A 13,996-nucleotide genomic window follows, 5' to 3' on the forward strand; every position below is an offset into this window, starting at 1 on the left:
GCCTCGATGTCGGACGCGGCGGCGTGCAGCAACTTGTGCGCCAGGTCGGACAGGGCCCGTGCCACGGCCAGCTCGGCGCCGATCTCGACGATCTCCCGGTCCGCCGGGTTCCGGTGCGAAGCTCCCCGGCCCACCAGGTGCGTCTTGTCGTTGGTGTGCAGGCGGGCCTCCGCATGCGTGGTCCGGTCGTCCTCGTGCTCGTCGACGAAGATGTCGACCCGCCAGCGCCTACTCGTGATCGTCGTACTCATCGTCTCGTTCCTTCCACCAGAATCTGCTCTCGCGCCCATCGTCGAACGACGGGCGCCCACACACCAGGGCCGTCCGGTCCCCCGAAGCCGAGGACTTCTGCCCTGCCGGGCTCACTGGCAGCGGCGCGTGCTGGACGTGTTACCGAAGGAGACAGCCGCGCACTGTGACCCCGAACCACAGCCGTCCGACCCCACTCTCCACCGACCAGAGATTCCCGGTCATTCCCGTCCCGAGCAGGGCTTTCGCCTCCCGACACCGGGACACTCTTCCCGTCACGACCGCTGCGCGTCATGAACTCGGTGCTCGCCCGTCTCCTAGATGTCAGCCGGTGATTTCCGCACCGGTGAAATCCCGACATGAAGTGGTGAGCCAATGGGCAGCGAGCGCGACGACGACGCCCGACCGGCGCCCGAGGAACCAACCCTGACCCGCGTCTGGGACGCCCTGAGCCGCGGCAAGGACAACCTCACCCCCGACCGTCACCTCGCCGAACGCATGGAACGACTGACCTGCATGAGCAGCCTCGTCGCGGCCAACGCGGACTTCCGCCGACGCACCCTCAGCCGGCTCGCCGGGCCTGGCCAGATCACCCAGTTCCTCGACTGCGGCCCCGGCCTCCCGAACCCCACCAGCACATCGACCATCGTCCACCAGATCGCCTCACACGCCCGCATCCTGTACGTCGACAACGACCCGATGGTCCTTACCCACACCCGCGCCCTCCTCGCCGGCAGCACTGTCGACGTGATCGAAGCCGACATCTTCGACCCCAAGGCCGTCCTCAACGACGACACGGTCCGGAACTTCTTCGACTGGTCCCGACCCGTCGCCCTCCTCCACACCGCGACACTGCCGCACTGCCCCGACGACCGCGGCCCCGTCGAGGTCATGCGCGGGTACGTCGACGCGCTGCCACCCGGCTCGTACACCGTCATCTCCCACTTCGCCGTACCCGAACAAGACTCCCTCCGCGAACTGGCCAGCACCGCGCAGACCGCATTCGTCGACAGCCCCATCGGCACCGGCTGGTTCCGGCCCATCGACCAGATCGCCGCACTGTTCCCCGCCCAAACCCTCCTCGAACCAGGCCTCGTCCCCTGCGACGACTGGCGCCCCACCCCAAGCACCACCCCCGACCACGCATCCATCCGCCGCTGCCTCGTAGGCGCAGTAGGCCGCGTCCAATAACACGCCCACGCCGTAATCCATCCCCTCGTCGACAGACCGCGAAGCGTCAGTGGCAGGGGAAGGCAAGGCCATGGCGGCGTGAACTGCCCGGAAGGTCGCCGGCGCGAGCAACTGGTCCCGTGCCGGTGCTTCGGGCACAGGAGCGAGTGGGTCTGGGGATCAACCCGCCGTCCTACGTCCTGGCCAGCACTCTCGACGCGAGCCCGCGTCCGGCGGAGCTGTTGTGGAAAGGCGCCGAGGCCGGCGTCGTCCGCATCGGCCCGGAGCCCGCGGAAGATACGTACCTCTGCAGTGGGCACCTTGCGTTCGACGACGCGAACGCCTGCATCCTGACCGATCTGCTGCCGCCCCTGGTGATCGTCCGCGTGGCCGACCCCCGAGGCCGGCAGCTCGCACAACTGATCGACCTGCTGGCCACCGAGGTCGAGGCCACCGACGCCGGAGGACCACTGGTGCAGAACCATCTCGCACAAGTCCTCCTGGTGCACATGCTGCGCGCCCACGCCCGTCAGACCGACCAGCCGATCGGCTGGATGGGTGCCCTCAACCACGACGGGATCGGTGCCGCCCTACGGGCCATGCACGCGGACGTGGCACGTTCCTGGACGGTCGGCGAACTCGCCGGCGTCAGCCACATGTCACGGTCCGCGTTCGCCCAGGCCTTCAAGGATCAGGTCGGGACCTCACCGCTGGAATACCTGATCCAGTGGCGCATGAGACTCGCACGTGACGCTCTCACTCGCGACACCCTGTCGATCTCGGAGCTCGCCCGGGCCACCGGCTACCTGTCCGAGAGCGCGTTCAGCACCGCGTTCCGTCGTGTGGTCGGCTCATCACCCAGGAGCTTCCGGGACGGGGCGCGAGTGTCAGCATCCAATCGACCTGGCCCTCAGGACTGATGAGCCAGAACAAGATCACCGGCCCCGATCGCAGTGCCGTTGGGCCGAGTCAGGTGTGGGTGAGGTACTCGTGGACGAGTCGGACGGCCAAGGCGCCGTCGCCGACCGCTGCCGCGACGCGTTTCACCGAGCCGCTGCGGACGTCGCCGGCCGCGAACACACCAGGCCTGCTGCTCTCCAGAAGTTTGCGGGCCCCGGGCAACTGGTTGCCGGTGAGCACGAACCGGCGGTCGTCGAGCTCGACCTGACCACCGAGCCAGTCGACGTGCGGATCGCTGCCGATGAAGACGAACAGCGCGCCGGCCGGTGCGAGCCGCCTCCGGTGCGAGCCGAGATCCTCGATGACGACCCAGGCCAGTGTGGAGTCGCCACGAAGTTCTCGCACTTCGCTGTGCAGCAGAACTTCGATGGACGGCGTCGCTTCGATGCGGTCGGCAAGATACTTGGACATACTCGCGCCGAGCTCCGGACCGCGAACGACCAGGCGGACACGGGCTGCGCGATCGGCCAGGAACACCGATGCCTGGCCGGCGGAGTTGCCGCCGCCGACGACCACCACCGGGTCCCGGCGGCACAGGTTCGCCTCCAGTTCCGTGGCGGCGTAGTACACGCTGGAGGCGCCGAGCCGGTCCAGTCCGGGGATGTCGAGCCGCCGGTAACGGGCGCCTGAGGCAACCAGGACGGCGCGCGCCTGAAGTTCCTCCCCCGATTCCAGCCGGACCACGTGATCGCCACCGCGCCGCTCCAATCCGGTCACCGCGGCCGGCACGGCCAGGTCGGCGCCGAAGCGTTTCGCCTGGGCAACCGCGCGATCGGCCAGCTCGGCACCGCTGATCCCGGCCGGGAACCCCAGATAGTTCTCGATCCGCGACGACGTACCCGCCTGCCCTCCGGTGGCAATCCCGTCGAGAACCACCGTAGCCAGCCCTTCCGATGCCGCGTAGACACCGGCCGCCAGGCCGGCGGGTCCCGCGCCGACCACAACCAGGTCGTACGCCGCCGTCGCCGGCGCCGCCCGCTTGAGACCCACGGCAGCGGCGAGCTGGTCGTTGTCCGGATTGCGCAGTACGTCGCCCCGCCAGATGACCACCGGGGTGTCCTGCCGCTCGATACCCAGCTCGCGGATCAGCCGCTCGGCGTCCGCGTCGTGCTCCAGATCGATCCAGCGATGCGGCAACCGGTTCCGGGCGGCGAACTCGCGGATCCGCCGGGCGTCCGCCGAGAAACGCGACCCGATCACCGCGAAGCCGGCACCGAGCGACAGTTGCAGCGACCGCCGTACCAGGAAGGACCGCAGGATCAGATCCGCCAACGGCTGGTCCCGGGCAACGAGCTCCCGCAAGCGGTCGACCGGTACGGCGAGGACCTCGCCCGGCTCGGCAGCCTCCGCGGTGAGGAAGAGCGGTTGGCCGGTGAACAGCCCCATCTCCCCCAGGAACCGGCGCGGACCGTGGACCGCGATCATCCGCCGGTGCGACCCGAGATCCTCCAGTACGACGACCTGCCCCTCGAGAACCACCAGCAACTCGTCAGGCAGGTCCCCGGCCCGGTACAGCACCTCGCCGGCGCCGGCTGCTCGCCGATCTCCCAACCGGCCGAGCTCCGCCAGCTGGTAGTCCTCGAGCCGCGGGTACGCGCCGTACAGATCCGGCGTCTCCTTCATCGGTACGCCCCCTGGATCACGACACCGGGTTCTTGTGCAGCGCGTCCTCGAGCCAGGGCCGCAGAGCGTGGGCCGATGCGGCACCGATCTGTTCCGCGACGACCTTTCCGTCGCGGAACACCATCAGGGTCGGGATCGAGCGGACGTCGAACCGCCGCGACAGGACAGTCGCTTCGTCCGCGTTGATCTTCACCAGTTTGACCTCGCCGGCCTTCTCGGTGGCGAGTTGCTCGAGCACCGGGCTGACCATCCGGCACGGCCCGCACCACGGCGCCCACAGATCGACCAGCACCGGGATGCTCGATCGCTCGACCACCTCGGCGAAGTCGTTGTCGCCGGCATCGACGATCCACGGCAACGGGTTCTTGCACCGGCCGCATCGCGGCGTACCGTCGGCCGCCGCCGGCACCCGGTTGCGCTGCCCGCAGTGCGGACACTCGATCGTGTTCATGCCGCGGCCTCCGCCGGATTCTCGTGCTGTACGACGATCTCGCCGTCCCGCACCGACACCCGGATCACCGCCCCGTCGAGGATGTCGCCGCCGAGCAGCGCCCGGCCGATCCGGGTCTCGACCTCCCGCGCGATGAACCGCCGCAGCGGGCGCGCGCCGTACACGGGGTCGAAGCCTTCCGCCGCGATGTGCCGAGCCGCCTCCGGAGTCACGTCGAGCGTCATCCGCCGGTCGGCCAACCGGGTCCGCAGGTCGTCGAGCATCCGGTCGACGACCCGCTCGATCTCGGTCCGGGTGAGCGGCTTGAACAGCACGATCTCGTCGACCCGGTTGAGGAACTCCGGCCGGAAGTAGCCGCGCAGCTCGGCCATCACCGCGTCCCGGGCGTCGTCCTTGATCTGGCCGTCGTCGGTGACGCCGTCGAGCAGGAACGCCGACCCGATGTTCGAGGTCATGATGATGACCGTGTTGCGGAAGTCGACCGTCCGGCCTTGCGCGTCGGTCAGCCGGCCGTCGTCGAGGATCTGCAGCAAGGTGTTGAAGACGTCCACGTGCGCCTTCTCGATCTCGTCGAACAGCACCACCGAGTACGGCTTGCGGCGTACCGCCTCGGTCAGCTGGCCACCTTCCTCGTAGCCGACGTACCCAGGTGGCGCACCGACGAGCCGGCTGACCGTGTGCCGTTCCTGGTACTCGCTCATGTCGATCCGGACGATGTTCTCCTCGGTGTCGAACAGCGCCGCGGCCAGCGTCCGGGCGAGCTCGGTCTTGCCGACCCCGGTCGGCCCGAGGAAGATGAACGACCCGATCGGCCGGCGCGGATCCTTGATCCCGGCGCGGGCCCGGATGATCGCGTCGGCGACCAGCTGCACGGCCTCGTCCTGGCCGACCAGCCGCTCGTGCAGCACCTGGTCGAGTCGCAGGATCTTCTCCCGCTCACCCTCCTGCAGCCGCTGCACCGGGATGCCGGTCCACCGGGACACGATCGAGGCGATCTCCTCCTCGGTGACGACCTCCCGCAGGAGTCGCTGGCCGTGCTGCTTCTCGGCCAGGTGTTCTTCCTCCCCCTGCAGTTGACGTTCCAGCTCGGGCAACCGGCCGTGCCGCAGCTCGGCGGCCCGGTTGAGGTCGTAGTCACGCTCGGCCTGCTCGGCCTCCTGACGCACCTGTTCCATCTCCTGCCGCAGGGACTGCACCTTCCGCAGTGCGTTCCGCTCGGCTTCCCACTGCGCCCGCATCGCGTCGGCCTCGCCGCGCAGGTCGGCCAGCTCCTTGCGCAGTTCGTCCAGCCGGGACTGGCTGGCTTTGTCGTCCTCCTTGGCCAGCGCGGCCTCCTCGATCTCCAGCCGCCGTACCCGCCGGGTCAGCTCGTCGAGCTCCGCCGGCATCGAGTCGATCTCGGTCCGCAGCATCGCGCACGCCTCGTCGACCAGGTCGATCGCCTTGTCCGGCAGGAACCGGTCGGAGATGTAGCGGTGACTCAGTACGACGGAGCCGACCAGCGCGCCGTCCTGGATCTTCACGCCGTGGAACACCTCCAGCCGCTCACGCAGCCCGCGCAGGATCGAGATCGCGTCCTCGACCGACGGCTCGTCGACGATCACCGGCTGGAAGCGCCGTTCGAGCGCCGCGTCCTTCTCGACGTGCATCCGGTACTCGTCCAGCGTCGTCGCGCCGATCATGTGCAACTCGCCGCGCGCGAGCATCGGCTTCAGCATGTTGCCCGCATCCATCGCGCCTTCGGTCGCGCCCGCGCCGACCACGGTGTGCAACTCGTCGACGAACAGCAGGATCCGGCCCTCGGCGGCCTTGACCTCGTTGAGCACGGCCTTGAACCGTTCCTCGAACTCACCGCGGTACTTCGCTCCGGCCACCAGCGACGCCAGATCGAGCGCGAAGACCGTCCTGTCGCGCAGCCCTTCCGGTACGTCGCCGTTCGCGATCCGCTGCGCCAGGCCCTCCACGATCGCGGTCTTCCCGACGCCGGGATCGCCGATCAGCACCGGGTTGTTCTTGGTCTTGCGGGACAAGATCTGAATTACCCGGCGGATCTCGGGATCCCGCCCGATCACGGGATCCAGCCGCCCGTCGACCGCATCCTTCACCAGATCCCGGCCGTACTTCTCCAGCGCCTCGTACGATCCCTCGGGGGTTGCCGACGTGACCCGCTGGTTGCCGCGTACGGCGGTCAGCGCCGCCAGGAAGCTGTCCCGGGTGAGTCCCTGTCCGGCCAGGAGTCGCCCGGACGTGCTCTGCTGTCCTTCGTCCACCAGCGCCATCACGAGGTGCTCGATCGAGACGTACTCGTCCTTCAGCCGCCGCGCCTCCCGGTCCGCGGAATCCAGCAGGCGCGACAGCCGTTGGGTGATCAGCACCTGACCGGGTTGGGCTCCGGGGCCGCTGACGTGGGGCCGGCGGGACAGTTCCTCCTCCAGTTCCGTCCGCAGCTTGTCCGGATCGGCACCGGCGTTGGACAGCAGCCGCGGTGTCAGGCCGTCGGCCTGGTCGAGCAGCGCGAGCAGCAGGTGCTCGCCGTCGACCTCGCTGTGCCCGAACCGCAGCGCCTTGGTCTGCGCGTCGTGCAGCGCCTCCTGCGACTTCTGCGTCAACCGGTTCATGTCCATCTCGTGGCTCCTCCTCTGGTGTCGCGACGGTGCTGCGCTTCGAGTACGGCGATCCGGTCCAGCAGATCGAGGACCAGACCGAGAGCCGCGTAGTTCAACGCGAATCCGGCCCGCAGCCGGCGGATCCGGGCCAGCCGGTTCAGCTGACCGGGCCGGAACCACAGGTCGCCGTCCGCACCGGTCGTTGCCTCCAGCAACCCCAGCGTCACGAACCGGCGGGCCAGCTCGGGGTGGAGATCGGCCAGCCGGGCGAAGTCGTCCAGGGCCAGCCGGTCCGGCCGCGCGAGGTAGTAGGTGGTCATCGCCGCCTCCGGGGATCGAACTTCGACGTACCGGCCAGCTCCTCGAAGAGCCTTTCCTCCTCGCGGGTGAGCCGGTGCGGAACCATCAGCTTCACGTCGGCGTACAGGTCACCGGGCTGCCCCTTGGGGTTGGGCAGCCCACGTCCCTTGAGCCGGAGCTTGCGGCCCGTGGACGTACCCTTCGGGACCTTCACCGTTGCCGGACCGCCCGGGGTCGCGACCTCGACCGACGCGCCGAGTGCGCCCTCCCACGCGGCGAGCGGGAGGTCGACGTGGATGTCGCGGCCGTCGAGGCGGTATCGCGGGTGGTCGGCGATCCGCACGATCAGGTAGAGGTCGCCGGCCGCGCCGCCGCCGGAGCCCTGGGCTCCTTGGCCGCCGAGACGGATCCGCTGGCCACTGACGACGCCGGGCGGGATCTTCACGGTCAACGTGCGGGTGCCGCCAGGCCCTTCGATCGTCAGTGACCGGCTGCCACCGCGGTAGGCGTCCTCGACGGACAGCTCGATCTCGACTTCCTGGTCCGAGCCCGGGATCGGGCCACCGCGGCGTCCGCGGCCGCCGAAGATGCCACCCAGCAGGTCGTCCAGGTCGATGCCCTCGGCCGATCCGGTACTGAACCGGACGCCCTCGGGCCACTCCTCCCAGGTTCCCGTCCCGCCGCTCCACGGATCGCCCCTCGAGCCGGTACGACGCCCGGCGCCGGCCCGGGCCCGGGCGAAGTCGGCCGGGTCCATGTCCGGTGGAACGCGGCGGAAGTCCGGCCCGAACGCGTCGTACCGCTCCCGCTGCTTCGGATCGCTCAGTACGTCGTACGCCTCGGAGATCTGCTTGAACCGCTCCTCCGCGGACGGGTCCTTGTTGATGTCCGGGTGGTACTGACGGGCCAGCTTGCGATAGGCCCGCTGGATCTCGTCCTGACTCGCGCCCCGGGACACTCCGAGAACCGAGTAGAAGTCGGTGTCGGAAGGCATCAGTGGTCCCCTGCCACGATGACCGCGGCCGGGCGGAGCAATCGCTGCGCGTCGCCGTACCGCGGCCGGACCACGTGCACGATCGTGCCGGGCGGCGAGCCCGGCGCGGGAGCCGTGCCGACCGCCTCGTGCAGGACCGGGTCGAACTCCCGGCCGAGGTCGTCGTACCGCGGATAGCCGTACTCGGCCAGGATGGCCAGCGCCTGGTCCCGCACCGCCCGCACCCCCTCCAGGACCGGATCGGCGCCGGCACCGGCGTGGTCCAGCGCGAGCTCGAGGTTGTCGACGACAGGCAACCAGCGCCGGCTCACCCGCGCCCGCTCGTCCTCGCGCTGCCGCTCGGCTTCCCGTGCCGTCCGCTTCCGGAAGTTGTCCAGCTCGGCGACGGCGCGCCGCCAACGGTCCTCCAACTCCTCGACCTGTGCCTGCAGATCACGGGCCTCGGCGGTCTGCTCGGTGTTGGCGCTGTCCTCCTCAGGCGTCGGTTCAGCGCGTTGGTCAGCGTCCTGTTGCGTCATGGCGATCAGCTCGTCGAGAACTCGGCATCGATCACGTCGTCGTCCCCACCGTCACCGGACCGGCCGCCCTGCTGCTGGCCGCCCCCGCTCGGCTGCCCGCCGGAGGTGCTCAACGCCTGCCCGATCTGCTGCAGCTCACCGGTCAGCTCACGGAACCGCTCCATCGTGGTGTCCTGCGACTGCATGGCCTGGCGGGCATCGCCGACCAGCATCTCGGCCCGCGCCCGGTCGTGCTGCGCGACGGCGTCACCGCGGTCGGCGAGGAGCTTCTCGACCTGATACGTGACCTGGTCCAGCGTGTTCCGGGCATCGACGAGCTCGCGCAACCGGACGTCCTCGTTCCGGTGCGCCTCGGCGTCGGCGACCATCCGCTCGACCTCGGCCTGATCCAGCGTGGAGGTGTCGCTGATCGTGACCTTCTGTTCGGCGCCGGTGTCCTTGTCCCGGGCCGACACGTGCAGGATGCCGTTCGCGTCGATGTCGAAGGTGACCTCGATCTGCGGCACCCCGCGCGGCGCCGGCCGGATGTTCTCCAGCCGGAACCGGGCCAGCACCCGGTTGTCCGCGGCCAGCTCGCGTTCGCCCTGCAGTACGACGACGTCCACGGCGGTCTGGTTGTCCTCCGCCGTACTGAAGACCTCGGTCCGCCGGGCCGGAATCGTGGTGTTGCGCTCCAGGACCTTCGTCATCACGCCGCCCATCGTCTCCAGCCCGAGCGACAGCGGGGTCACGTCGAGCAGCAGGACGTCCTTGACCTCGCCCTTGATGATCGCGGCCTGTACGGCGGCGCCGATGGCGACCACCTCGTCCGGGTTCACGGTCATGTTCGGGTCCTTGCCACCGGTGAGGCGGCGAACCAGCTGCTGGACCGCGGGGATCCGGGTCGAGCCGCCGACCAGGATGACCTCGTCGATGTCGTTCGCGGTCGCCTTGGCGTCGGCCATCGCCTGCTCGACCGGCTCCAGGCAGCGCTCGACCAGATCGGCCGTCAGCTGGTCGAAGGTCGACCGCATCAGCGTCGTGTTGAGATGCTGTGGCCCGGAGGCGTTGGCGGTGATGAACGGCAGGCTGATCGTCGTCTGGGACACCGAGGACAGCTCGACCTTCGCCTTCTCCGCGGCCTCGAAGAGCCGCTGCAGCGCCTGCGGGTCCTGACGCAGATCGACGCCGACCTCGCGCTGGAAGTCGTCGGCCAGCTTGTCGACGACACGGCGGTCGAAGTCGTCGCCGCCCAGGTGCGTGTCACCTGCGGTCGCCCGGACCTCGACCACGCCGTCGCCCACCGTCAGCACGCTGACGTCGAAGGTGCCGCCGCCGAGGTCGAACACCAGCACGGTCTCGTTGTCGAGTTTGTCCATGCCGTACGCGAGCGCCGCCGCGGTCGGCTCGTTGATGATCCGCAGTACCTCGAGACCGGCGATCTTGCCGGCGTCCTTGGTCGCCTGCCGCTGCGCGTCGTTGAAGTACGCCGGAACCGTGATGACCGCCTCGGTCACCCGCTCCCCCAGGAAACGGCCGGCGTCCTCGGCGAGTTTGCGCAGTACCAGCGCCGAAATCTCTTCCGGTGCGTAGAGCTTGTCGCGGACCTTGAACCGTACGGCGCCGTCCGGTCCGTCCACCACGTCGTACGACACGGCGTGGGCCTCCGAGGCCACTTCGTCGTACCGGCGGCCGATGAACCGCTTGGCCGACGTGATCGTGCCCTTCGGGTTCATCACCGCCTGACGCCGGGCGAGTTGCCCGACCAGTCGTTCCCCGGAGTCCGTGAACGCCACCACCGACGGGGTGGTCCGGGCTCCCTCGGCGTTCGGCACGACAGTCGGCTGGCCGCCTTCCATCGCGGCGATCACCGAGTTCGTCGTTCCCAGGTCGATACCGACGGCCTTGGCCATGTCTGCCTCCAGACGCTCGCTGAGTGCTCGTTGGGTCACGGAACGGTTCCCAACCTGCTCCCCGACGCGGCGCGGCACATCCCCAGATCGCGGAGTCCCGAGGTGGTTACCGGGACGGTTCGTGGATCACGACCAGGCGGGTCAGCTCGACCCGGGAACCGATGTCCAGCTTGCGGTAGGCATGCCGCAGGTGGGACTCGACGGTGTGCCTGGACAACTCCAACCGGTCCGCGATCTGCTGATTCGTCAACGCTTCCGCAGCCAGCCGCGCGACCCGCAACTCGGCCTCCGTCAGGCTTCCCCACCCGAAGGACGGATGCTCGGCATTGTTGTTGAAGGCCAGCTGCTGCCCTTCCTCGACCAGGACTCCGATGTCCAATGCCTCATGCACCGACGGAAGGAGCTCGGCAACGGTCCGGTGCATCGTTGACGCCACCTGCCGGACGTCGACGTACTCGAACTCCGACGCGACCTCGACCAGGCGCTGGGTCTGCGGATCGGCCGATCCCAACTGCCGGGGGTGAGGGGAACTCGAGGAGCCGGGCATCTCGCTTCCTATCCGCCGGACGTCGCATCCAGGCCGTCGCCGCACCTGTCGCGTTCAAGAGCGATTCTGGTCAGCTCGACGCGGGAATCGATGCCGAGCTTGCGGAAGACCTTGCGCAGATGGAACGTGACCGTGTGCGGCGACAGGAACAGTCGCTCCGCGGCCTCCCGGTTCGTCATCCCTTCCGCCACCAGCTCGGCGATACTCCGCTCGGACTCCGACAGCAGCTCCCAGCCGCTGCCGTCCGTGGCCGGCAGCTCTCCGATCCGGCCCGGCGACTCGTCCCGCAAGGCGACCCGGATCGCACCCGGGACCTGGTGCAGCACCGTCTGACGGACCAGCTCGTGCCGGAAGGTCAAGACCCCCTGCAGGCCGATCAGCAGCAGGTCGTGTCTGACCACTTCCTCGAGCGGCGCGAGCAACCGCGCCGGCGACCCACCGAACAGGGCGGCCAACGTGTCCATCGTGAACGTCCGTTCGAGGCACGACGCGACCTCGAGCAGATTGCGCGCGGCTGAACTGAGCGAGCGCAACCAACCGCCGACGACGTCCTCCATGCGGCGGGGCAACTGTCGATGCACCAGTCGAACAATTCCGTCGGCGACAGTCGCCAATCGCTCCTCGCGGATCCCCTCCAACAGCGACACCAGCAGCAACGGGTTGCCCGCGGCGCCGGCCGCCAGGGACGAGAGCTCGTCATCAGGCCGGCCGTGGAGAATGTCTGCGCTGAGATCGGAGACGGCCCCAGCCGGAAGGGACCCGAGCTCGAGCAGCACGGCGCCCGGCGGTTGCCAATCATCCACGCAGACGGTGCCCGTACGGCGGGCCACCACCCACACGACGGCCTGGTGCGTCAGCAGGGCCGGCAGCAGGGACAACGCCGTACTGACGCCGTCAGCGGAACCTGGTACGTCGTCGACCGACATCAACCGCGGGCGGCGGGCGTCGCTCCTACCGCGCTCGGCTCCGGCCTGAGCGAGATCTTCCGCACCGACTCGTGCCACGGCGAACCCGCGGCCGGCGGCGCCGTCCTCCGTCGCAGCCAGCAGCCGCGACTTGCCGGCTCCAGCCGGCCCGTCGACCAGGACGAGCCCGCCTCGCCCGGCCGCGGCTGTATCCAAAGCCGCCTGAACCGATCTCCACTCCCGCTCTCGGCCCCGGAGCGGCCGGGCCGAGGCAGACGATGCCGTTGCAAACATCCGCTGCTCCATGCGCGACAAGTCGAGCTGGTCGTACGACCCCCTGGCCACACTGACGGATCCAGCACGGCGCGCTGACTTGGAGTCATCCACGAGGTACCCATCCGGGCGGATGCGAATCGTCCGAACCGGAACCGACCGGCTACCGGACAACCACCTGATCGCGGGATGCGTGGCCTGCCCGCATCCGAGCAGGCTGGAGTCTTGCGGCCGAGACCGTCGGCCCTGTCCCGCCAAGAGGTTGTCATGACTCTGACCGTGCACCGAACCCGTCCCCCAGGTCGTCGTCGTCCCTGGGCACGGCTGCTGCTGACCGGGCTGGCGTTGTGGATCGCCTGCCTGGTCGTGATCCTGCTGACCGGCAACGTGAACCTTGTCCCCACGCTGATCCTGCTCGGCAGCTTCGTCGTACCCGTCGCCGTCATGATGTGGGTGTACCAGCGATGGCACGATCGGCATCTGACCGCCGAACTGCTCGTCAGCGCGTTCATCGGCGGAGGCATCCTCGGGATCCTCGCCGCTTCCCTGCTGGAGGCCTACCTCCTGCATCCCTCGCCGGGGTTGTTCCTCGGCGTCGGGCTGATCGAGGAGGCCGCCAAGCTCGGCGCGCTGATCGTCGTCACCAGACACCTGCCGTACCGGCATGCGCGCGACGGTTTCGTGGCCGGAGCGGCGGTCGGGCTCGGGTTCGCCGCCTTCGAGACCGCCGGGTACGCATTCAACGCGGTGCTCACCGTGCAAGGTCTGTCGTTGAGCGCACTCGTCCAAACCGAGCTGGTCCGCGGCATCCTTACACCGTTCGGCCATGGCCTGTGGACGGCGATCCTGGGCGGCGTGCTGTTCCACTACGCCCGCGACGGGCGCTTCCGCCTCACCGGTCGCGTCGTACTCACCTATCTGCTGGTCTCGGTGCTCCACGCGCTGTGGGACTACTCCCACAGCATCGCTCTTGCACTGACCTTCGTGTTCACCGGGACTCCGTGGCAGTACGAGCTGCTGTCCCGTGGCTACCTGCCCCAGCCGACCGCGGAGCAGACGGAGATCTTCACCATCCTGAGCCTGCTCTCACTCGCAGTCGTCGCACTCCTCGGCCTGATCACCCTCCGCGTCGCCTGGCGCCGCACCTCCGCAGGCACCCCGCAACACTCATCAGCCCGAAAGGACTCCCCATGACCGTGATGGCAGTCAACAGGTTCGAACGGTTCTTCCGCCTCGCAGCGAGCCTGAACGTGGACAAGGACGACGTCAAACGCCACAGCGACTTCGTCTCCGAAAAGCTGTACGACCTGCTCCTCGCCGGGCAGGCCACGGCGAACGCGAACGGGCGCGACGTTCTCCAGCCACGTGACCTCCCGATCACCAAAGGCCTGCAGGAGAGCATCCATGCGTTCCGGAAACTCGACGAGGACGTCGAGTTGCAACCCGTACTCGCGCAGTTGGCGACCTGGCCGCCACTCGACGTCACTCTCAGCGAGGAAACCGAGGCC

14 protein-coding genes are annotated in these 13,996 nt (G+C 69.0%); 4 read left to right on the forward strand and 10 right to left on the reverse strand.

All coding sequences use genetic code 11. The features are described from left to right. The coding region (locus tag VFF46_RS15580; protein WP_325037827.1) for a DUF1876 domain-containing protein at nt 1–251 on the reverse strand (251 nt) is incomplete at its 3' end. A 373-nt stretch (nt 252–624) separates the two neighbouring features. Here VFF46_RS15580 and VFF46_RS15585 point away from each other — a divergent pair. Together VFF46_RS15585 and VFF46_RS15590 are read left to right on the forward strand one after the other, a co-directional pair. Beyond that, nucleotides 625–1,440, forward strand: coding sequence for an SAM-dependent methyltransferase (locus VFF46_RS15585; RefSeq protein WP_325037828.1), 816 nt, complete (start codon nt 625–627; stop codon nt 1,438–1,440). A gap of 146 nt (nt 1,441–1,586) precedes the next feature. Continuing rightward, nucleotides 1,587–2,339, forward strand: a complete 753-nt coding sequence (locus VFF46_RS15590; protein WP_325037829.1) for an AraC family transcriptional regulator — start codon at nt 1,587–1,589, stop codon at nt 2,337–2,339. Between the two features lie 49 nt (nt 2,340–2,388). Here VFF46_RS15590 and VFF46_RS15595 read toward each other — a convergent pair whose 3' ends face one another. The 9 genes from VFF46_RS15595 to VFF46_RS15635 form a co-directional block, all read right to left on the reverse strand. Then, nucleotides 2,389–4,002 (reverse strand): FAD-dependent oxidoreductase, encoded by a 1,614-nt coding sequence (locus VFF46_RS15595; protein WP_325037830.1) that lies wholly within the window; start codon nt 4,000–4,002, stop codon nt 2,389–2,391. Between the two features lie 16 nt (nt 4,003–4,018). Beyond that, a complete protein-coding gene (gene trxC, locus VFF46_RS15600) occupies nt 4,019–4,453 on the reverse strand; it encodes a thioredoxin TrxC (RefSeq protein ID WP_325037831.1) in 435 nt (144 codons plus the stop codon). Continuing rightward, nucleotides 4,450–7,077, reverse strand: a complete 2,628-nt coding sequence (gene clpB / locus VFF46_RS15605; RefSeq protein ID WP_325037832.1) for an ATP-dependent chaperone ClpB — start codon at nt 7,075–7,077, stop codon at nt 4,450–4,452. The genes trxC and clpB overlap by 4 nt, the downstream gene beginning before the upstream one ends. Continuing rightward, entirely contained in the window at nt 7,068–7,379 is a 312-nt protein-coding gene (locus VFF46_RS15610) for a chaperone modulator CbpM (RefSeq protein ID WP_325037833.1), read from the reverse strand. Before VFF46_RS15610 ends, clpB begins: the two co-directional genes overlap by 10 nt. Then, the gene (locus tag VFF46_RS15615) at nt 7,376–8,353 is read right to left on the reverse strand and encodes a DnaJ C-terminal domain-containing protein (RefSeq protein ID WP_325037834.1); all 978 of its coding nucleotides are present in this window, start codon (nt 8,351–8,353) and stop codon (nt 7,376–7,378) included. The genes VFF46_RS15610 and VFF46_RS15615 overlap by 4 nt, the downstream gene beginning before the upstream one ends. After that, the gene (locus VFF46_RS15620) at nt 8,353–8,871 is read right to left on the reverse strand and encodes a nucleotide exchange factor GrpE (RefSeq protein ID WP_325037835.1); all 519 of its coding nucleotides are present in this window, start codon (nt 8,869–8,871) and stop codon (nt 8,353–8,355) included. The genes VFF46_RS15615 and VFF46_RS15620 overlap by 1 nt, the downstream gene beginning before the upstream one ends. 5 nt (nt 8,872–8,876) lie before the next feature. Next, the gene (gene dnaK, locus VFF46_RS15625) at nt 8,877–10,763 is read right to left on the reverse strand and encodes a molecular chaperone DnaK (RefSeq protein ID WP_325037836.1); all 1,887 of its coding nucleotides are present in this window, start codon (nt 10,761–10,763) and stop codon (nt 8,877–8,879) included. A gap of 106 nt (nt 10,764–10,869) precedes the next feature. Then, a complete protein-coding gene (locus tag VFF46_RS15630) occupies nt 10,870–11,274 on the reverse strand; it encodes a helix-turn-helix transcriptional regulator (protein WP_325037837.1) in 405 nt (134 codons plus the stop codon). A 44-nt stretch (nt 11,275–11,318) separates the two neighbouring features. Beyond that, a complete protein-coding gene (locus tag VFF46_RS15635; RefSeq protein ID WP_325037838.1) occupies nt 11,319–12,521 on the reverse strand; it encodes a LuxR C-terminal-related transcriptional regulator in 1,203 nt (400 codons plus the stop codon). Nucleotides 12,522–12,755: 234 nt separating this feature from the next. Here VFF46_RS15635 and VFF46_RS15640 point away from each other — a divergent pair, with 234 nt between their 5' ends. Then, nucleotides 12,756–13,682, forward strand: a complete 927-nt coding sequence (locus VFF46_RS15640; protein WP_325037839.1) for a PrsW family intramembrane metalloprotease — start codon at nt 12,756–12,758, stop codon at nt 13,680–13,682. Next, a partial coding sequence (locus VFF46_RS15645; protein WP_325037840.1) for a DUF1931 family protein occupies nt 13,679–13,996 on the forward strand: 318 nt, incomplete at its 3' end. The genes VFF46_RS15640 and VFF46_RS15645, both read left to right, overlap by 4 nt.

It is taken from the genome of Kribbella sp., assembly GCF_035655035.1.
Taxonomy (GTDB): Bacteria; Actinomycetota; Actinomycetes; order Propionibacteriales; family Kribbellaceae; genus Kribbella.